At 68.1% G+C, this 21,266-nt stretch carries 13 protein-coding genes; 7 read left to right on the forward strand and 6 right to left on the reverse strand.

All coding sequences use genetic code 11. The features are described 5' to 3' along the window. Positions 1–25: 25 nt before the first annotated feature. The 6 genes from ilvC to AC1DW4_RS10060 form a co-directional block, all read right to left on the reverse strand. Positions 26–1,036 carry a ketol-acid reductoisomerase gene (ilvC, locus tag AC1DW4_RS10035; protein WP_477017117.1) on the reverse strand — a complete coding sequence of 337 codons (1,011 nt, stop codon included), beginning with the start codon at positions 1,034–1,036 and terminating at the stop codon, positions 26–28. Positions 1,037–1,039: 3 nt separating this feature from the next. Continuing rightward, on the reverse strand, positions 1,040–2,779 hold the full coding sequence (ilvD, locus tag AC1DW4_RS10040; RefSeq protein ID WP_477017118.1) for a dihydroxy-acid dehydratase: 1,740 nt from the start codon (positions 2,777–2,779) through the stop codon (positions 1,040–1,042). A gap of 100 nt (positions 2,780–2,879) precedes the next feature. Then, a complete protein-coding gene (locus tag AC1DW4_RS10045) occupies positions 2,880–3,032 on the reverse strand; it encodes a hypothetical protein (protein ID WP_477017119.1) in 153 nt (50 codons plus the stop codon). Positions 3,033–3,159: 127 nt separating this feature from the next. Continuing rightward, positions 3,160–3,639: a DUF6702 family protein gene (locus tag AC1DW4_RS10050; RefSeq protein ID WP_477017120.1), complete on the reverse strand. Its 480-nt coding sequence runs from the start codon at positions 3,637–3,639 to the stop codon at positions 3,160–3,162. Positions 3,640–3,689: 50 nt separating this feature from the next. Next, the gene (locus AC1DW4_RS10055; RefSeq protein WP_477017121.1) at positions 3,690–6,086 is read right to left on the reverse strand and encodes a M1 family metallopeptidase; all 2,397 of its coding nucleotides are present in this window, start codon (positions 6,084–6,086) and stop codon (positions 3,690–3,692) included. Between the two features lie 103 nt (positions 6,087–6,189). Continuing rightward, positions 6,190–6,759: a TetR/AcrR family transcriptional regulator gene (locus AC1DW4_RS10060; RefSeq protein WP_477017122.1), complete on the reverse strand. Its 570-nt coding sequence runs from the start codon at positions 6,757–6,759 to the stop codon at positions 6,190–6,192. Positions 6,760–6,920: 161 nt separating this feature from the next. On the opposite strand from AC1DW4_RS10060, the gene AC1DW4_RS10065 reads away from it, so the two are divergent. The 7 genes from AC1DW4_RS10065 to AC1DW4_RS10095 all read left to right on the forward strand — a co-directional run bounded on the left by AC1DW4_RS10065 (position 6,921) and on the right by AC1DW4_RS10095 (position 21,265). Further along, on the forward strand, positions 6,921–8,135 hold the full coding sequence (locus tag AC1DW4_RS10065; RefSeq protein ID WP_477017123.1) for an efflux RND transporter periplasmic adaptor subunit: 1,215 nt from the start codon (positions 6,921–6,923) through the stop codon (positions 8,133–8,135). Between the two features lie 10 nt (positions 8,136–8,145). Further along, positions 8,146–11,403: an efflux RND transporter permease subunit gene (locus AC1DW4_RS10070; RefSeq protein WP_477017124.1), complete on the forward strand. Its 3,258-nt coding sequence runs from the start codon at positions 8,146–8,148 to the stop codon at positions 11,401–11,403. After that, complete coding sequence (locus AC1DW4_RS10075; RefSeq protein ID WP_477017125.1) at positions 11,400–12,842, forward strand: efflux transporter outer membrane subunit; 1,443 nt, start codon at positions 11,400–11,402, stop codon at positions 12,840–12,842. The genes AC1DW4_RS10070 and AC1DW4_RS10075 overlap by 4 nt, the downstream gene beginning before the upstream one ends. A gap of 272 nt (positions 12,843–13,114) precedes the next feature. Continuing rightward, complete coding sequence (locus tag AC1DW4_RS10080; protein ID WP_477017126.1) at positions 13,115–14,545, forward strand: NAD(P)-dependent oxidoreductase; 1,431 nt, start codon at positions 13,115–13,117, stop codon at positions 14,543–14,545. Further along, positions 14,542–19,053 (forward strand): glutamate synthase large subunit, encoded by a 4,512-nt coding sequence (gltB, locus tag AC1DW4_RS10085; RefSeq protein ID WP_477017127.1) that lies wholly within the window; start codon positions 14,542–14,544, stop codon positions 19,051–19,053. Before AC1DW4_RS10080 ends, gltB begins: the two co-directional genes overlap by 4 nt. Continuing rightward, the gene (locus tag AC1DW4_RS10090; RefSeq protein WP_477017128.1) at positions 19,050–20,303 is read left to right on the forward strand and encodes an ammonium transporter; all 1,254 of its coding nucleotides are present in this window, start codon (positions 19,050–19,052) and stop codon (positions 20,301–20,303) included. The genes gltB and AC1DW4_RS10090 overlap by 4 nt, the downstream gene beginning before the upstream one ends. A gap of 80 nt (positions 20,304–20,383) precedes the next feature. Continuing rightward, positions 20,384–21,265: an ABC transporter ATP-binding protein gene (locus AC1DW4_RS10095; RefSeq protein WP_477017129.1), complete on the forward strand. Its 882-nt coding sequence runs from the start codon at positions 20,384–20,386 to the stop codon at positions 21,263–21,265. Position 21,266: the final 1 nt, after the last annotated feature.

Below are 21,266 nucleotides of genomic sequence, written 5' to 3' on the forward strand. Positions count from 1 at the left end.
AGCGTGTACTCAGGCTCTCGCGCGTTCAGGCCGCTTCGGCGGTCTTGGGCGCGTGCAGCCACGCCATGCGCTCGCGCAGGCCCGCCCCGACCGACTCGATCAGATGATCGCCGTCGGCCTTGACCAGAGCATCGTAGGCACCCTTACCAGCCTCGTTCTCGGCGATCCATTCGCGGGCGAAGGTGCCGTCCTGGATCTCGTTCAGGATCTCCTTCATGCGCGCGCGGGTCTCGGCGTTGATGACGCGCGGACCCGACGAGACCGAGCCCCACTTGGCCGTCTCGGAGATGAATTCGTTCATCTTGGTGATGCCGCCTTCGTAGAACAGGTCCACGATCAGCTTCAGCTCGTGCATGCATTCGAAGTAGGCGATCTCGGGCTGGTAGCCGGCCTCGACCAGAGTGGTGAACCCGCCCATGACCAGTTCCTTGGCCCCGCCGCACAGGACCGCCTGTTCGCCGAACAGGTCGGTCTCGGTCTCTTCCTTGAACGAGGTTTCCAGCAGGCCGCCGGTCGCGCCGCCGATGCCCTTGGCATAGCCCATGGCCCGGTCGCGCGCCTTGCCGGTCGCGTCCTGCTCGACCGCGAACAGGGCGGGGACGCCGCGGCCGCGTGCGTATTCGCGACGGACCAGATCGCCCGGACCCTTGGGCGCGACCAGGATCACGTCCATGTCCTTACGCGGCGCGACGCGGCCGTACAGGATCGAGAAGCCGTGGGCGAACAGGATGGCTGCGCCCTTCCTGGCGTTGGGCTCGATGACCGTCTTGTAGATCTCGGCCTGGGCCATGTCGGGGGTCAGGATGGCGATGATGTCCGCGCCCTTGACGGCATCGGCGGGCTCGGCGGTGACGATGCCGTCGGCCTGTGCATGCCTCCAGCCCTTGCCGCCGTGACGAACGCCCGCGATCACGTCGTGGCCCGACTCCTTCAGGTTCTGCGCATGGGCGCGCCCTTGCGAGCCGTAGCCGATGATGGCGATGCGCTGACCGGCGATGGCGCCGGGACGGATATCGTCGTTGGTATAGATTTGCATGGCTCAGGCTTCCTGGGTTTGCTTGGCGTGGACCGGAACTTGAGCCGGCGGCGGGTTGGGAATGGTGACGGCACCCTGCGAGGCCGAGGCGACCTGGGCCCGATATTTGGCGAAGACGCCGGTCGCGGGCTTCAGGGGCGGAATGGAATAGGCGGCGCGGCGCAGCGTCAGATCGGCGGCCACGTCGATGCGGCGGTTGGTGACGTCGATCGTGATGATGTCGCCGTCGCGGACCAGGGCGATCGGCCCGCCCACGGCGGCTTCCGGCGAGATGTGCCCGGCGACGAAGCCATAGCTGGCCCCCGAGAACCGGCCGTCGGTCAGCAGGGCGACGTTCTGGACGCCACGGCCCTTCAGCGCCGCCGTGACCTGCAGCATCTCGCGCATGCCCGGCCCGCCCTTGGGCCCCTCGTAGCGGATGATGATGACGTCGCCCTCGCCGACCGATCCGTCCTGAACGGCGTGGAAAGCGTCTTCCTCGGAATCGAACACGCAGGCGGGGCCCTCGAACACGTCGATGGCGTGGCCGGCCAGCTTGATGATCGCGCCCTCGGGGGCCAGGTCGCCGTGGATGACGGCATAGGAGCCGCGCGCCATGACCGGGGCGTCGATGGTTGTCACGACCTGCTGGCCCGGCGCTTCTTCTGCTTCGGCGGCTTCGGCGAACAGGCTGCGACCGCTGACGGTGGGCGTGTTCACGATCTTGCCGGCCGTCGCCAGTCGCTGGGCCACCAGGCGCGTGCCGCCCGCCGCATACAGGTGCGAGGCCAGGAAGCGGCCGCCGGGCTTCAGGTCGCAGATGACCGGGGCCTCGGCGCAGGCCTGGTGACAGTCCTCGATGCCGAACTCGATACCGGCTTCGGCCGCGATGGCGGTCAGGTGCATGACCGCATTGGTCGATCCGCCCGACGCCGAAACCGCGACGGCCGCGTTCTTCAGGCTGGCGCGGGTGATGTATTTCCGCGCCGTGTCGCCCGCGAAGACCCGCTCGACGATCATGCGGCCACAGCGTTCACCCTCGGCACCCTTGGCGGGATCGACCGCGGGCACGTCGTTGGCCCCCATCGGCGACAGGCCCATCATCGACAGGGCCATGGCCATGGTGTTGGCGGTGAACTGACCGCCACAGGCTCCGGCGCCGGGACAGGCCGCGCTCTCGACGATCTTCAGCTGCGCGTCGTCGATGGTGCCCGCGCCATGGGCACCGATCGCCTCAAACACGTCCTGGATCGAGATCTCGGCCGATCCGATCCGGCCCGGCATGATGGTGCCGCCGTAATAGACCAGCCCGGGGATATCCATCCGGGCCAGGGCCATGGCGGCCGCCGGGATCGTCTTGTCGCAGCCGACGATGCAGACGACGCCGTCCAGCTGGTGCCCCTGGACCGCCAGCTCGATCGAGTCGGCGACGACCTCTCTGGAGATCAGAGAAGCCTTCATGCCCGGCGTGCCCATCGAGATGCCGTCGGTGACGACGATGGTGTTGAAGTCGATCGGAAACCCGCCCGCCGCGACGATGCCGGCGCGCACGTCCCTGGCCAGACGGTCCAGGTGCATGTTGCACGGCGTCACCGAAGACCAGGTGTTGACCACCGCGATCATCGGCTTGTCGAAATCGGCGTCGTCCATGCCGGCGGCCCGCAGATAGCTGCGGGCGGCGGCGCGGTTGGCTCCACCGGTCACGGCGGCGCTACGTCGCCGGGGTGAAGGCGCGGTGTCTTCCGGGGTGAAATCTTGCGTCATGGGAGCGGAGCGATCTGAAAGAGGGGTCTGCTTCGGGCATGAAAAAACCCGCTTCCTTGCGGGAGCGGGTGGCGGCTTGCGGTCCTGATTTTGATTGGGTTCAGGTCAGCTGCATCCACGCCGCTCCGGAGAGCAGGAGTACGAGTACGCTGAGGATGAGGGTGGCCAGGGCAGCGGGCGCGACATTGGCGCGCGGGGTCGCGACCGCACGGGCGGTCGAACGGATCGGGGTGTGACGGGTCGAGTGGCTCACGGCCGCCTCCTTGGCTACCCCGACATAAGCGCAGAGAACGCTGCGCCGCACAACCGCAAACCGGTAAAAATTTCCAAAAAAAGACGCGATGGCCGCTTACAGGGCAATTTCGACCCTTGCGGTAGGGTTAGCCTCCGAAGCGCACCGTCTGCACCGCCGAGTTGGGACGGAACAGGACCGTGCGGGTCACACCCCCGGTGCGCACATTCACCTGCTGCTCCATGTCGTCGAAGACGCCGGGAAAGAAATCCAGATCCACGGTGACAGCGCGCACCGCCGGTTCGGCCGTCGCGATGCCCGAGAACCCGACGCGCACCGTGTCCCCCGCCAGCAGGGTGTCGTCATGCGTCAGATCCACGCCGTGACCATCGACGTCCAGCCGGAAACGCGCGCCCAGGTGGGCCTCCAGATCGGCGACAGCCCGGGGGTCGTCCAGCGACGGCTGGGCCTCGGGCGCGATGGAGACCAGGGCGGGCTCCACGTCGTGGGCATAGAAGCGGTGGGTGACCCGCACCGCACCCGTCGCGGCATCAATCTCCACCACGGTCAGCCCGGCATGGCCGCGATGCGCAGAGGCGGGCGCGGCGATCAGACCGCCCATGAGCATCAGCCCGCCCATCAGCGCGCGTCGCCCGATCCTGAAGCCCGCACCCGCCATCACGAGGCCGGACGGGTGCGCAGGCTGTCGGGGCTGACCCGACGATCGTCGTCGCGCATCCGGTTCTGACCCTGCGGTCCCACCGGGGCCAGCGGCACGACGGAGGGCACGATCGACTGCGGGAAGCCGTTGTTGGAGCGGTCCGAATCCGCCGTTTCCCACAGCGGGTCCAGTTCGGCCGACACCAGGGTCTTGGGCGATGTGTATTGCCAGATCACCCGCTGGCTATTGCGACGCCAGATCTCGGCCGGGATGCGGACCGTCTCGTTGGAGCCGTCCGAGAAGGTCATCTTGACGATCACCGGCATGACCAGTCCGCCGACGTTCGAGAAGGTCATGCGATAGATGTTGTCGCGGAACCCCTGGGCGCGCTGGCGGTCGGCGTCGGCCCGAGCGGCGGCCGAGGCGGCGTCGCGGCGCTGGGCGGCGGTGACGGTAAAGGCGTCGGTTTCGTCGTAGTAGTCCAGCACGCCGCTATCGCGCTCGATGACGGTCTGGATGCCGGCCTCCTGATTGACGGCGGCGGTGCGGCTGACGGGTTGCTGCTGGAACCGCTCGCGGTCGGCCCGGGCGCGCTCGTCCGGGTCGGTGGATTGCAGGTTCACGCGCACCACGTTGTCCAGCGAGATGTCGACGTGGTCGGTGGTGTAGAACCATCCGCGCCAGAACCAGTCCAGATCCATGCCCGACGACTCCTCCATGGTCCGGAAGAAGTCGTAGGGCGTCGGCCGCTTGAACATCCAGCGCTGGGCGTACTCGCGGAAAGCCCGGTCGAACAGATCACGGCCCATGACGGTCTCGCGCAGGATGACCAGGGCCGTCGCCGGCTTGGCATAGGCGTTGTTGCCGAACTGAAGCAGGGAATCCGACTGCGTCATGATCGGCACCTGGTCCTGGCTGATCATGTATTCGACGATATCGCGGGGCTCGCCGCGCGAGGGGAAGTCCGGATCCCACAGCTTCTGGGCCTCGAACTGCAGGAAGCTGTTCAGCCCCTCGTCCATCCAGGTCCACTGACGCTCGTCGGAGTTGACGATCATCGGGAAATAGGTGTGGCCGACCTCGTGGATCACGACGCCGATCAGGCCGGTCTTGGCGCGCTCGGTATAGGTCAGGGACCCGTCGTCGCCTCGCACCGGGCGCGGCCCGTTGAAGGTGATCATCGGATATTCCATCCCGCCGACCGGACCGTTGACCGACTGCGCCGTCGGATAGGGATAGGTCAGGGCGAACTGGTTATAGACGTCCAGGGTGTGGGCGATGGCCTTGGTCGAATAGGCGTCCCACAGCGGGCGCGCTTCTTTCGGATAGAACGACATGGCCATGACGACCGGATGTTCGGCGGAATCCTGATCCACGCCCATGGCGTCCCACACGAACTTGCGGCTGGCGGCCCAGCCGAAGTCGCGGACATTGTCGGCCACGAAATGCCAGGTGCGGGTGCCTGATCGCGCGGGCGAGGCCTCGGCCGCAGCGGCCTCGGCCGGGGTGACGATATAGACGGGCTCGTCGGCGGTGCGGGCCTGGGCCAGGCGCGAGCGCTGGGCTTCGGACAGGATTTCGGGATTGGCCAGTTCGCCCGTCGCGGCCACGACGTGATCGGAGGGAGCGGTGATGGAGACGTCGTAGTCGCCGAACTCCAGCGTGAACTCGCCGGACCCCAGGAACTGCGCCTGGTGCCAGCCCTCATAGTCGGAATAGACCGCCAGGCGCGGGAACCACTGCGCGGCCAGGAAGATGCAGTTGCCGTCCTCCCACGCCTTGTTGAAACACTCATAGCCGGATCGCCCGCCGACCACGTTCGTCTCGGGCAAAGGCAGGGTGAAGGAGATGGTGAAGGTGAAGCTCTCGCCTGTCCCCAGCGTCTGCGGCAGATCGATGCGAAGCAGTGTGTCGGTGATCGTATAGGTCAGGTTCTGGCCGTCGGGACCTGTGATCTTCAGGTCGTTGAAGCCACCCTCCCATTCCTGGAAGCGCTGCACGCGCAGGACCTCATTGGCGCTGACGGTGGCCGCGTCACCGACCGTGCGGGTGCGTTCGGCGATCGATTCCCGCCGATAGTTCTGCTGGTCCAGCAGCAGCCACAGATAGCCAAGCCGGTCCGGCGAGTTGTTGGTGTAGGTGGCGGTCTCGGTACCGGTCAGGGTCCGGGTCGGCTCGTCCAGCGAGACGTCGATATCGTAATCGACCTTCTGCTGCCAGTAGCGGAAGCCGGGCGCGCCGGACGCGGCGCGATAGTCAGTGGGGCTGGGCCAGTCCTCGCCTTCGAACTGGCGGAACTTGTCCTCGAACGTGCCGGTGGTCTGCTGGACCGGCCCGACGCTGACCTGGGCGAAGGCGGCACCGGCCGACAGGGCCGCGACCAGGCTCATCGCCGCCAGAAACAATCCACGCATCCGCAACCCCGTCAGTATCCGAAACAGCCGGTCCCGACCTTAAGGATCGAACGACGCGGCGCAAGCACCACTGGATTACGGAATGGCAATGTGCGTCGGCGGATCACTCGTCGACGAGATCCTGCAGGACCCTGGCCAGGCGGGTCTTCAGACTGGCGCATTCCTCGGGCGTCAACTGCATGCCGCCCACAAGATCGCGGCCTACGGTCATGCCCATCATCAGCCCCGCCGCCATCCGGACGCGCACGGCCGCGTCGCGACCGCCCATCCACTCGGTGAAGGGCTGATAGAAGGATTCGGTGCAGGCCTTCTGGATCACTTCGGACGCCTTGGCCGAGGACGCAGAGCGAAGCATCAGGAGCAGCCAGGCCAGCTTGCTCTCCTTGCGCTCGCCATAGACGATGTCGTCCGCGATCCGCTCGCCGAACGTGGCCCGGTCGCCTTCGGTGATGTCGGTGCCGCTACCGCAGTCGTCGATGACCGCGCGAAACAGCTCCTCCTTGGATCCGAAGTAGCGGGAGATCAGGGCCGGATCGACGCCAACCTCGCCCGCAACGTCGCGAATGCCGACCTGATCGTAGCTTTCGGCCGTGAACTGACGAGTCGCGGCGCTCAGGATCGCCTCTCGCGTGGCGGCGGCGTTTCGCGGTCGATGGCAGGCGACGAAACTCAATGTGATCTCCTTTAGCCCCACCCCCTCTATGGACATGTCATCGTCTGTTGACAAGCAAGGCCGTTCACCGCATCTAAGTCAACAGGCGATGACCGTGGCTCCCCCACATGCATCCGGTCGCGCCATGACAGGGATTTCTACCCAACCGGGAGAGTGCGCGCATGCGCAGGCTGAAGATTGTCGCCGTGTCCGTCCTCGTGACGGGCGCGCTTTATGGCTGTTCGCAACGATCGGAGGCCCAGGGACCGCCCCCGGCGGCACCCGTCACCGTGGCCGTGCCGCTGGCCGAACGCGTCGTCGATTGGGACGACTTCACCGGCCGGTTCGAGGCCACAAGCCAGGTCGAGGTTCGCGCGCGGGTCGGCGGCTTCGTCCAGGCGGTTCACTTCCGTGACGGCGACTACGTCCGGCGTGGCCAGCTGCTGTTCACCCTGGATGCTCGTCCAGCCCAGGCCCAGCTGGCCGCCGCCCGCGCGGCCCTGACCCAGGCGCAGGCCCAGCTGTCGCTGGCCCGCACCAACCTGACCCGGTCCGAAGGGCTGCTGGCCAGCCAGGCCGTCAGCCAGGCCGAGGTCGACACCAATCGCGGAGCCGTTCAGCAGGCCGAGGCCGCCGTCGCATCGGCCCAGGCCGCCGTCCGTGCCCGCCAGCTGGACCTGGAGTTCACCCGCGTCACGGCCCCGGCGTCTGGCCGCGTCTCGGATCGCCGCGTCGATCCGGGCAATGTCGTCGCGGGCGGATCGTCCGCCGGCGACCTGCTGACCACGATCGTCTCGTCCTCGCCGATCTATTTCGTGTTCGAGGGGTCCGAGGCCCTGCTGCTGAAATACCAGCGCGACGCGCGGGCCGGTCGCTCGGCTCCGGTCCGCATCCGGCTTCAGGACGAAAGCGACTTCACCCGTTCCGGCACGCTGGATTTCACCGACAACGCCATTGATCCGGCGTCCGGCACCATCCGCCTGCGCGCCGTCATCCCCAACGCCGACGGCTTCCTGAAGCCCGGTATGTTCGCGCAAGGCCGTGTCGCCGGAGCCGGAGCCTATGACGCCCTGCTGGTGCCGGATTCGGCCATCGGCACGGATCAGGCCCGCCGCGTCGTCTCGGTGGTCGCCGCCGACGGCTCGGTCACGCCGACGCCGGTCCAGCTGGGACCATTGGTCGATGGCCTTCGGGTCATCCGATCCGGCATCCGGCCGACGGATCGCATCATCATCGACGGCCTGCAGCGCGCCATGCCGGGCATGAAGGTCAAGCCGACCAACGGCCGGATCGCCCGCCAGCCGCGTCAGGAGACCGTGCCGGTCACCACCGCGCCGCCCGCCGCGACCGGCACCTCCGCCGCCGCCCTGACTCAATCCGTCGCCATCGGCGACTGAGGCCCGACGCATGAACATCTCGCGCTTCTTCATCGACCGGCCGATCTTCGCGGCCGTGTTGTCGGTGTTCATCACGCTGGTCGGCATCTTCGCCTATCCGCTGCTGCCGCTGGCGCAGTATCCGGACATCGCGCCGCCCACGATCACCATCAACACCGCCTATGCCGGTGCCTCGGCCGAAACCCTGGCGGAGACGGTGGCCGCGCCGATCGAGCAGGAGGTCAACGGCGTCGAGGGGATGCTGTATCTGTCCTCGTCCTCGACCTCGGACGGAACGGTGGCCATCACCGTGACCTTCCAGCCCGGCACCGATCTGGATAACGCCCAGGTGCTGGTCCAGAACCGGGTCGCCCTGGCCGAGCCCCGCCTGCCGGAAGCCGTGCGCCAGGTCGGCGTCATCGTAAACAAGCAGGAATCCGGCTTCCTGATGATCCTGGGCCTGACCTCGCCAAACGGCAGCCTGAACAGCGATTATATCGGCAACTACGCCAACTCGACCCTGCGGGACCGCCTGCTGCGGATCGAGGGCGTGGGCAACGTCACCATCTTCGGCGGCGGCAACTATTCGATGCGGGTCTGGATCGATCCGGCCAAGGCCGCCGCGCGCGGTCTGAATGCGTCGGACATCACCACGGCCCTGCGCGGCCAGAACATCCAGGCCGCCGCCGGGTCGATCGGCCAGCCGCCGTTCGCCACCAACGCCGCCGCCTTCCAGCAGCCCATCCAGGTGCAGGGCCGCCTGTCGAGCCCCGAAGAATTCTCCGACATCGCCGTCAAGACCGACGCCGACGGTCGCGTGACCCGTATCCGCGACATCGCGCGGGTGGAACTGGGTGCGCAGGACTATGGCATCCAGGGCTATTTCGACGGGGTCCGCGGGGTCGGCATCGCCATCGTCCAGCAGCCGGGGGCGAACGCCCTGGGCACCGCCGACCGCGTGCTGGCCGAGGTCGAGAAGCTGAAGACCGAAGCCCCCGCAGGCCTGGACATCGGCGTTCCCTACAACCCGACGGAATTCGTCGCGGCCTCGGTCGAGTCGGTTCAGCACACCCTGATCGAGGCGGTCATCCTGGTCGTGCTGGTCGTCCTGATCTTCCTGCAGTCGTGGCGCGCCGCGATCATCCCGATCGTCGCCATCCCGATCGCCCTGGTCGCCACCTTCGCGGTGCAGCTGGCGCTCGGCTATTCGATCAACTCCCTGTCCCTGCTGGCGCTGGTGCTGGCGGTCGGGATCGTGGTCGATGACGCGATCGTCGTGGTCGAGAACGTCGAGCGATATGTCCGAGAGGGCCTGTCGCCCAAGGATGCCGCCTACAAGTCCATGCAGGAGGTGTCCGGGGCCCTGATCGCCATCGGCCTGGTGCTGGTCTCGGTGTTCATCCCCACCATGTTCGTGCCGGGCATACCGGGCATTTTCTATCGCCAGTTCGCCGTGACCATCGCGGCGGCCTCGGTGACCTCGCTGTTCGTCTCCCTGACCCTGTCCCCGGCCATGGCGGCCCTTCTGCTGAAGCCGCACAAGGATCACGATGAGGAGGCCGCCCGGCCCCGGACGCGCCTGGGTCAGGCGCGCTACTATGCCGGCTGGGCCGGCCGGAAGTTCAACGAGGGCTTCGACTGGCTGTCCGACCGCTATGGTCGCGTGACCAGTCGTCTGGTCCGCACAGTGGCCGTCATGCTGATCATCTATGCTGGCCTGCTGGGCCTGACGACGTGGCGGCTGATCGACACGCCGTCCGGCTTCATCCCGGACCAGGACCAGGGCTTCCTGATCGGCGTCGTCCAGCTGCCCGCCGGGTCGTCGCTGGAGCGCACCAACGCGGTCATGGACCGGGCCCGCAAGGTCATCGAGGGCACCGAGGGTGTCGACGGCACCGTGGCCTTCGCCGGTCTGGACGGCACCAGCTTTTCGTTCGGGTCCAACGCCGCGACCATCTTCGTTCGCCTGAACGACTATGAGGACCGGACGACGCGCGAGACCACGGCCACGGCCCTGGCCGGCGCGATCACCGGGGCCGCCTCGGGCATCCAGAACGCCAACATCTTCGTCATCGCGCCCCCGGCCGTTCAGGGCCTGGGCACCGGCAACGGCTTTGCCATGATGATCCAGGACACCTCGGCCGCCGGCTATGGCGCGCTGGAGGGTGCCACCTTCGCCATGATGGGCGCGGCGGCCCAGGCTCCGACCGAGGTCACCCAGGTCTTCTCGACCTACAACACCGGTTCGCCCCGCATCGAGGCCGACGTCGACCGTGACCGGGCCCTGATGATGGGCGTCCAGCCCTCGGCCGTCTTCGAGACCATGGGGATCTATCTCGGCTCGTCCTACGTCAACGACTTCAACATGCTGGGCCGGACCTTCCGCGTCGTCGCCCAGGCCGAACCCGCCTACCGTGACGACATGGCCGACATCAGCAATCTGAAGGTCCGGTCGTCCTCGGGGGCCATGGTGCCCCTGGGTTCGGTCGCCACGCTGCGCGAAAGCTCGGGTCCGTCGCGGATCGTCCGCTACAACCTGTTCCCGGCGGCCGAGCTGCAAGGTCAGGGCGCGCCCGGGGTGTCCTCCGGCTCCGCCCTGACGATCATGGAGAACATGGCGGCCAAGGCCCTGCCCCCCGGCTTCTCCTACGAATGGACCGGGTTGGCCTATCAGGAGAAACAGGCCGCGGGCGGCGCGACGATCATCTTCGTGGTCGCGGTGTTGCTGGTCTTCCTGGTGCTGGCCGCCCAGTACGAGGCCTTCACCCTGCCGCTGGCCGTCATCCTGATCGTGCCGATGTGTCTGCTGGCCGCCATGCTGGGGGTCAACGCCCTGGGGCTCGACAACAACATCCTGGTCCAGGTCGGGCTGGTGGTGCTGATCGCGCTCGCGGCCAAGAACGCGATCCTGATCGTGGAGTTCGCCAAGCAGCAGGAGGAGCACGGCATGAACCGCTGGGACGCCGCCGTCGCGGCTGCCCGCATCCGCCTGCGGCCCATCCTGATGACCTCCTTCGCCTTCATCCTGGGCGTGCTGCCCTTGGTGCTGGCCGAGGGCGCCGGGGCCGAGATGCGCCGATCGCTGGGGGCCGCGGTCTTCTTCGGCATGATAGGGGTGACGGTCTTCGGCCTGCTGTTCACGCCGGTCTTCTATGTGATCTGCCGGGGTCTGGCCGCGCGTATCCCGCACAGCCCATCCAAGACCGACCTGCATGGTCAGGACCACCCACCCGTCAACGCCCCCTCCGGCCCGGTGCCTTCGGCACCCCGCACGGGAGACGCCACATGATCTCGACCCGTCTTTCCCCCCTCCTGACCGCCTGCGCGGCCTCCGCCCTGTTGGCGGCGTGCGCGGTGGGGCCGAAGGCGCCCGACGCCACTCTCCCCCCCCTCGCGTCGGGTGCCTTCGTGAGTTCTCCACTCGGGTCCGCCGCCGGCGCGACCACCTCGGCCGAGGCGCGCAGCGACTGGTGGCGGCTGTATGCCGACCCGACCCTGGACGGCCTGATCGAACAGGCCTTCGCGCAGAACAACCAGCTGGAGGCCGCCGTCGCCAATCTGCGGGCCGTCCGGGCCAGCCTGTCGGAAGCTCGGTCGGGCCTGCTGCCGACCACCAACACCTCGGCCTCGGCCACGCGCAGCCAGTCCTCGTCGGCCACCGCCGTGGGCCTGCCCGCCGGTCAGGATGCGCCCGAGATCGACATCTATGACGTCGGCCTCGACGCCTCCTACGAGATCGCCCTGTTCGGCCGCGTCGCCTCCACCATCCGCGCCGCCCGCGCCGATGCGGATGCCCAGGCCGCCGCGCTGGATATCATCCGCGTGTCCGTCGCCGCCGAGACCACCCGCGCCTATGCCGACGCCTGTTCGGCCAATGCCCAGATCGCGGTCGCCGAGCGCACCCTGGGCCTGCAGCAGAACACCGCCGACCTGACCCAGCGCCTGCTGGAAGGCGGAGCCGGCACGGCGCTCGACACCTCGCGCGCCCAGGCCCAGCTGGCCTCGACCCGCGCCCAGCTGCCGAGCCTGCGGGCCCAGCGCGACGGGGCCCTGTTCCGCCTGGCCACCCTGACCGGCGTCACCCCGGCCGAGGCCAGTACAGCCGCCCGCGCCTGTCAGCGTCCACCCAAACTGACCCAGCCGATTCCGGTCGGCGACGGCGCGGCCCTGCTCGCCCGGCGCCCCGATGTCCGCCAGGCCGAGCGCAATCTGGCCGCCGCCGCCGCCCGCGTGAACGTGGCCACCGCCGCCCTGTTTCCGACCATCTCCCTGGGCGGGTCGATCGGCTCGACGGCGCTGGACGCCTCGGACCTCTCGGACGACAGCTCCTACCGGTTCTCGTTCGGACCGCTGATCAGCTGGAGCTTCCCCAACGTGCTGGCGGCTCGCGCCCGGATCGAGGCGGCGGACGCCCGCACCGACGCGGCGCTGGCCACCTTCGACCAGACGGTGTTGTCCGCGCTCGAAGAGACGGAAACCGCCCTGACCAACTACGCCAACGAGCTGGACCGCCGCGCGGCCCTGACCCAGGCCCGGGATCAGGCGGCCAATGCGTCGCGCCTGGCCCGCCTGCGGTTCGATGCCGGGGCCGACAGTCTGTTCACCGTGCTCGATGCCCAGCGCACAGAGGCCTCGGCCGATGCCGCCCTGGCCCAGTCGGACGCCCTGGTCACCACCTACCAGATCGCCCTGTTCAAGGCGCTGGCCGGGGGCTGGAACCAAGGCTGAGGAGCCGCGTCTCCTCCCCGTTCGCCTCTTCGCGAATGGGGAGGTGGCACCGAGCCCTTGCGAGCTGACGAAGGGGGTCTTCGTGCACGCTGCAAGAACCCCTCCGTGTCTTCGCTTCGCTACGAGCCACTCCCCACGCCTTCGGCGCAGCGGGGAGACGAAAACGGCGCCCCGTCCCTATGACGCGCACATTTCATGCTCATGACGCATGATCCGACCCAGAACGGGGAAATCGTTTGCGCTGACGGCCTGGCTTGTCGTTATATGTTGCCATGCAACAGAAAGGCCCATCCGGACCCCAAGGGTTCGTCGTTCAACCGCGCCGCCTGCCCAAGGCGGAGGCGTCCGTGCGCGTGCAGGATTTCGGCGAGATCATCGTCAAACCGACGCCCGAGAATCTCGAGACCCAGGCCGGACGCTGCACCGACTGCGGCGTGCCCTTCTGCCAGACCGCCTGTCCGTTGCAGAACAACATCCCCGACTGGCTCGGCCTGTCGGCCGAGAACGAGCTGCGCGAAGCGTGGAAGATCGCCTCCGCCACCTCGACCATGCCCGAGATCTGCGGCCGCATCTGCCCGCAGGACCGTCTGTGCGAAGGCTCCTGCACCCTGAACCAGTCGGGCTGGGAGGCCGTGACGATCGGCTCGGTCGAGGCCTTCATCGGCGATACCGCCTTCGACAACGGCTGGGTCGAGCCGATCCGGCCGCTGCATGAGCGGGCCGAGAGCGTCGGCATCGTCGGCGCCGGTCCCGCCGGCATGGCCGCCGCCGACCGGCTGCGGGAACAGGGCTATCAGGTCACCGTCTATGATCGCCACGACCGTCCCGGCGGCCTGCTGATCTATGGCATCCCCGGCTTCAAGCTGGAGAAGCGGGCGGTCCAGCGGCGGATCGATCGCCTGATCGACGGCGGTGTTACCTTCGTCACGAACTGCGACGTCGGCACCGACATCACCCTTCCCGAACTGCGCGAGAAGCACGACGCGGTGCTGCTGGCCATGGGCGTCTATCAGGCGCGGGCGTTGCAGGTTCCCGGCGCTGGCCCCGACGACACCATCCCCGCCCTCGACTTCCTGATCCACCAGAACCGCCGGGACCTCGGCGAGGCGGACAACGATACCTGGCATCACGCGCGCGGCCGGAACGTCGTCGTCATCGGTGGCGGCGATACGGCGATGGACTGCGTCCGCACCGCGATCCGTCAGGGCGCGGCCTCGGTCACCTGCCTGTACCGACGCGACCGCGAGAACATGCCCGGCTCGGCCCGCGAGGTCGCCAATGCCGAGGAAGAAGGCATCCGCTTCGAATGGCTCGCCGCACCCAAGGCCCTGATGTCGCGAGACGGGTCGGTGTCCGCCGTCCGCGCCGCCCGCATGACCCTGTCAGAACCCGAATTCGGCAAGCGCCGCGACATCGTCGCCGTCCCCGGCGCCGACTTCGACCTGCCCGCCGACATGGTCATCGAGGCGCTGGGCTTCGAGCCCGAAAGGTTCGCCGCCCATCACGATGACCTGTCGCTGACGGAATGGGACACGGTGGCCACCGCCCGCTCGGGCTTCGCCACCAGCCTGCCCGGCGTCTATGCGGCCGGCGATGCGGTGCGTGGCGCCTCCCTCGTCGTCTGGGCCGTTCGCGACGGTCAGGACGCCGCCGCCGAGATCGACCGCTATCTGAAGGCCCGCACCCAGGAGCAGGCCGCATGACCTGGCTGACACAGTATCAACAAGACCGTCAGCGCCTGATCGACGCCCACGCCTATGAGCCTTCGTCGGAAAAGGACGCGTGCGGCGTCGGCCTGGTCGCCGCCATAGACGGTGTGCCGCGCCGCGAGGTGGTCGAACTGGCGATCAAGTCGCTGAAGAACGTCGCCCACCGGGGCGCGGTCGATCCCGACGGGCTTTCCGGGGATGGGGCGGGCTTGATGGTCGAGGCGCCCCAGGCCTTCTTCGCCGAACAGGTCCGGATCATCGGCCAGACCTTGCGCCCAGGCCCCATCGCCATCGGCCAGATCTTCCTGCCCCGCACCGACCTGGGGGCCCAGGATCGTGCCCGGGCCATCGTCGAGACCGAGGTGCTGCGCGCCGGCTTCTCAATCTATGGCTGGCGTCAGACGCCGATCGATCTCGCCGTCGTCGGCTCCAAGGCCGATGCGACCCGGCCCGAGATCGAGCAGATCATGCTGGCGGTGCCCGCCGATCTGGTCGAGGATTCCGAGGCGCTGGAACGCGAACTCTATCTGATCCGCCGCCGCATCGAGAGCGCCGTGATCGCGGAATCCGTGCCCGGATTTTACATCTGCTCCCTGTCGGCCCGGTCGCTGATCTACAAGGGCATGGTCCGCGCCGAGCTGCTGGACCAGCTGTATCCCGACCTGCTGGATCCGACCTTCCAGTCCGCCTACGCCATCTTCCATCAGCGGTATTCGACCAACACCTTCCCCGAATGGAGGCTGGCCCAGCCGTTCCGGATGCTGGCCCACAACGGCGAGATCAACACGCTGAAAGGCAACCTGAACTGGATGCGGTCGCACGAGATCCGCATGACGGCCCAGGCGTTCGGCGAGCACGACGGCGACGTGAAGCCGGTGGTCCAGCCGGGAGGGTCGGACTCGGCCTCGCTGGATAATGTGTTCGAGGTGCTGGTGCGCGCCGGACGCCCGGCCCCGATGGCCAAGGCCCTGCTGATCCCCGAGGCCTGGGCGCGCGACGAGGGTTTGATGAAGGCCGAGCATCGCGCGCTGTATGCCTATTGCAACGCGGTGATGGAGCCGTGGGACGGCCCGGCCGCCATCTGCGCCACCGACGGCCGCTGGATCGTCTGCGGCAAGGACCGAAACGGCCTGCGTCCGCTGCGGGCCATGGAGACCCACGACGGCCTGCTGCTGGCGGGGTCAGAGGCCGGGCTGGCGGGACTGCCGGAAAGCCGCATCAAGCGCCGCCTTCCCATCGGCCCCGGCCGCATGATCGTGGCCGATCTGAAGACCGGCATCGTGCTGGACGAAACCCAGTCCATCGACGCTCTGGCCGCTGACCATCCGTATACGGAGTGGCTCGAGAACATGGTCGATCTGGAGCCGATCATCGGCCCCGGACCCGAGCCCCGCGCCGCCACCGGCGAGGCCCTGACCCGCCGGCAGATCGCGGCCGGTTTCAGCCGCGAGGACCTGGACCTGCTGCTCGATCCCATGATCACCGACGGCAAGGAGGCGGTCGGCTCCATGGGCGACGATGCCCCACCCGCCGTCCTGTCGGCCCTGCCCCGGCCGCTCGCCCACTATTTCCGTCAGAACTTCAGCCAGGTCACCAACCCGCCCATCGACCCCTTGCGCGAAGCGGGGGCGATGAGCCTGAAGACCCGGTTCAAGAACCTGGGCAACATCCTCGCCGAGGAAGAAGCCCAGACCAACGTCTTCGTGCTGGACAGTCCCGTCCTGACGACCGGCATGTACGAGCGGATGCTGGACGTCGTCGGCGCCGGTTCGACCGTGGTTATCGACTGCTCCTATCCGCTGCCGGAGGCTGAGGATCGTCCCGGGGCCGGTCTCCGCGCCGCGCTGGACCGGATCAAGGATGAGGTCGAGGCCGCCGTGCGCGGTGGGTCCAGCCTGGTCGTCCTGACCGACGAACGGGCGTCCGACACCCGCCTGTCCGTGCCGATGATCCTGGCCACGGCGGGCGCGCATGGTCGCCTGACCGACAAGGGGCTGCGCAGCTTCGTCTCCATCGTCGTCCGCAGCTCGGAGGTGCTGGATCCGCACGGGTTCGCGGTCCTGGTCGGCGTCGGCGCCACCGCCATCAACCCGTGGCTGGCGCAGGAGATGTTCCAGGAACGTCTGGATCGCGGGGCCTATCCGGGCCTGAATCTCAACCGCGCCTGCCTGAACTACAAGGGCGCGCTGGAGGCCGGGCTGATGAAGACCCTGGCGCGAAAGGGCATCAGTGTCATCTCCGCCTATCGCGGCGGCTGCGAGTTCGAGGTGCTGGGCCTGAGCCGCGCCGTCACGGCCGAGTTCTTCCCCGGTGCCCCGTCGCGCATCTCCGGCATCGGCCTCGCCGGTCTGGAGCGCGCCGCGATCCAGCGCCACGCGGCCGCCTGGACCGAAGCCGCGCCGTCTCCGGCGATCGGCGGCTTCTTCCGCATCCGCGCGGGTCAGGAGGCCCACGCCTACGAGGCCAAGGTCATCCACCTGCTGCAGGACGCCTGCAATCGCGGCGACTACAAGCGGTTCAAGCAGTATTCCGAGGCCGTCCGCGATCAGCCGGACCTGGCCCCGCGCGACCTGCTGGACTGGCGCGAAGGCCTGAAGCCCGTACCCGTCTATGAGGTCGAGAGCGTCTCCGACATCAGGAAGCGTTTCCTGACCCCCGGCATGTCCCTGGGCGCGCTCAGCCCCGAGGCGCACGGCGTCCTGAACGTCGCCATGAACCGCATCGGCGCCCGCTCCGTCTCCGGCGAAGGCGGCGAGGATCCGGATCGCTACGCTACCCGTCCGGACGGCGACAACATGAACTCGGCGGTCAAGCAGATCGCGTCCGGACGGTTCGGCGTCACGGCCGAATATCTGAACCAGTGCCGCGAGATCGAGATCAAGATCGCGCAAGGGGCCAAGCCCGGCGAGGGCGGCCAGCTGCCGGGCTTCAAGGTCACAGAATTCATCGCCCGGATGCGCCATTCGACGCCCGGCACCACCCTGATCAGCCCGCCACCCCACCACGATATCTATTCGATCGAGGACCTGGCCCAGCTCATCTACGACCTGAAGTCGATCAATCCGGACGCCCGGGTGACGGTGAAACTGGTCAGCGCCTCCGGCATCGGCGCGATCGCCTCCGGCGTCGCCAAGGCCAAGGCGGACTGCATCCTGATCGCGGGTCACAACGGCGGCACCGGCGCCTCGCCCCAGTCCTCGATCAAGCACGCCGGCCTGCCGTGGGAAATCGGCCTGGCCGAGACCCATCAGGTGCTGAGCCTCAACAACCTGCGCAGCCACGTCGTGGTCCGCGCCGACGGCGGCATGCGGACCGGCCGCGACATCGTCATCGCCGCCATCCTGGGGGCCGAGGAGTTCAACATCGGCACGGCGTCCCTGATCGCCATGGGCTGTTTGATGGTGCGGCAGTGCCATTCCAACACCTGTCCGGTCGGGGTCTGTTCCCAGGACCCGCGCCTGCGCGAGAAGTTCACCGGCACGGCCGACAAGGTCGTCAACCTGTTCAGCTTCATCGCCGAGGAGGTCCGCGAATATCTGGCCATGCTGGGCGCGCGGTCGCTGGACGAGATCGTCGGTCGTACCGACCTGTTGCGTCAGGTCCGGCGCGGCGGGGCGCATCTGGACGACCTCGACCTCAACCCCCTGCTGGTCCGCGTCGAGGCGGCCGAGAAGAAGCTGTGGGCCGACAAGGGTCGCGCGGCGGTCCCCGAGACGCTGGACGCCCGCGTCCTCAACGACGCCTGGGCGTTCCTGGATCGCGGCCAGACGTCGGAGCTGACCTATCCGATCTCCAACGTCATGCGGACCATCGGCGCGGGCGTGTCTTCGGCCATCGTGCGCCGCTGGGGGCCGACGGGTCCGACCGGCGTCCTGACGCTGAAGCTGAGCGGCTCGGCCGGGCAGTCGTTCGGAGCCTTTGGGGCCAAGGGGCTGAAGCTGGAGCTGACCGGCGAGGCCAACGACTATGTCGGCAAGGGCCTGTCGGGCGCCGACATCGTGGTGAAGCCGATCGAGTGGCGCGAGCACCAGCCCGCCATCGGTAACACCACCCTGTATGGCGCGACCTCGGGCCGGCTGTTCGTCGCCGGCTCAGCGGGCGAGCGGTTCGCGGTGCGGAACTCTGGGGCCGAGGCCGTGGTCGAGGGCGCGGGGGCTCACGCCTGCGAATACATGACCGGCGGTCGCGTCGCGATCCTCGGGCCGGTCGGCTGGAACCTGGCCGCCGGCATGTCGGGCGGCGAGCTGTTCGTGCTCGACGAGGCGGGTCGCACGGGCCTGGCCCTGAACGGCGACCTCTCAAGCTTCGCGCCGGTGACGGCGGCGGCGGCCGAACGGCTGAAGGCGCTGATCGAGGCCCACCTGACCGCCACCGGATCACCCCTGGCCCGCCGTCTGCTCTCGGTCTGGAGCGAAAGCGTCAAGCGATTCGTCCGCATCGTCCCGACCCCGGTCGCCGAGGCGGAACGCAAGCTGGATGCCGGGCAGGCCGTTCCCGCGTGACACCTCCCGCCCCCGCCCTGCTCGCCCATCAGGCCCCGCTCGTCCTCGACGGCGCGGGCACGGCGTGGATCCTGGTCTCCACGGCCTTCGTGCTGATGATGACCCTGCCGGGACTGGCGCTGTTCTACGGAGGCATGGTCCGGAAGAAGAACATCATCGCCACCATCGCCTCGTCGACGGCGGCGCTGATCGTGGTGACGGTGCTGTGGTTCATCGCGGGCTACAGCCTGTCATTCGGCTCCAGCGGCGAGGCAACCAACGGGTTCATCGGCGGCCTGCAGGCCCTGTTCCTGGACGGCGTCCGTATCGACACGGCGCACAGTCTGGCGCCCGGTCTGCCGGAATATCTCTGGATCGCCTATCAGCTGACCTTCGCCATCATCACGCCCGCCCTGATCGCCGGGGCCTTCGCCGAGCGGATGAAGTTCTCGGCCTCCCTCCTGTTCTTCGGCCTGTGGCACCTGATCGTCTATGCCCCGATCTGTCATCAGGTCTGGGGCGGCGGCTACCTCGGGTCCTGGGGCGTGCTGGACTTCGCGGGCGGGGCGGTGGTGCACGTCAACGCGGGCGTCGCCGGCCTCGTCTGCGCCCTCGTCCTCGGGCCGCGCCACAACTTCGGGCGAGACAATATGGCTCCGGCGAATCTGGCCTATACCGCCATCGGCACGGGCCTGCTGTTCGTGGGCTGGCTGGGGTTCAACGCCGGCAGCGCCTGGGCCGCAGACGGTATAGCCTCGGTCGCCGCACTGAACACCATCATCGCTCCGGCCGCCGCAGCGCTTGGCTGGATGACCATCGAGTGGATCGAGAAGAAGCGGCCCACGCTGCTGGGTCTTCTGTCCGGCATAGTCGGCGGACTGGTGGCGATCACCCCCGCCGCCGGCTTCGTGGATCCCAAGGGTGCCTTCCTGATCGGCCTGATCGGCGGGCCGGCCTGCTATGCGGGCGCGGTCTGGCTGAAGCACGCGCTGAAATACGACGACAGCCTGGACGCCTTCGGCATCCACGGCGTCGGCGGCATCGTCGGGGCGATCCTGACCGGCGTCTTCGCCACCACCGCCATCAACGGCGTGGCCGAGGGGGCGGATGTGATCAAGCAGATCGTCGGTCTGGCCGCCGTCGTCGCCTGGAGCGGGGTCGGCACCTTCCTGGTGCTGATGATCTGCAAATTCACCACCGGCCTGCGCGTGCCCAGGGACGGCGAGGTCGAGGGCCTCGACTACTCGCAGCACGGCGAGAGCATCCACTAGGTTTGCCCTACCTTACCGTTCTGTAACTTGCCGCGCCCTCCAGGGGGTGACAAGCTTGCTTGACTGTCAGGGGTGCCATCATGCTCACGATCAAGAATCTGGTCCACGTCTACGGCAACGGGACGCGGGCGCTGGACGATGTGTCCCTGACCGTGCCGAACGGCATGTTCGGGCTGCTGGGCCCCAACGGCGCGGGCAAATCGACGCTGATGCGCTCGATCGCGACGCTGCAGACGCCGACATCGGGCTCGATCGACTTCGACGGCATCGACGTGATCGCAGAGCCGGACAAGCTGCGCCGCACCCTGGGCTATCTGCCCCAGGATTTCGGCGTCTATCCGCGCGTTTCGGCCTACGACATGCTGGATCACATGGCGGTGCTGAAGGGCATCGCCTCGGGCAAGGATCGCAAGGAGACGGTCGAGACCCTGCTGAACCAGACCAATCTGTGGTCGGTGCGCAAGAAGGCGCTGGCGGGCTTCTCGGGCGGGATGCGCCAGCGTTTCGGCATCGCCCAGGCCCTGATCGGCAATCCCAAGCTGATCATCGTCGATGAACCCACGGCCGGCCTGGACCCGGAAGAGCGCAACCGCTTCCTGAACCTGCTGGCCGAGATCGCCGACAACGTGGTCATCATCCTGTCGACCCACATCGTCGAGGACGTGGCCGACCTGTGCCCCAAGATGGCGGTGCTGGCCGGCGGCAAGATCCAGCTGGAGGGTGCCCCGGCACAGCTGATGGAACAGTTGAACGGCCGGGTCTGGAAGAAGACCATCGACAAGGACGCCCTGCCCGATCACCGCGACAAATACGAGGTCATCTCCACTCGCCTGTTCGCCGGCAAGACCGTGATCCACGTCCTCAGCGACCGTCGTCCCGGCGAAGGCTTCGAGCCGGTGCCCGGCGGTCTGGAAGACGTCTATTTCTCGACCCTGAGCGCCTCGCGCAAAGTCGCGGCGTAAC

The organism is Brevundimonas sp. P2_A6 (assembly GCF_056404975.1).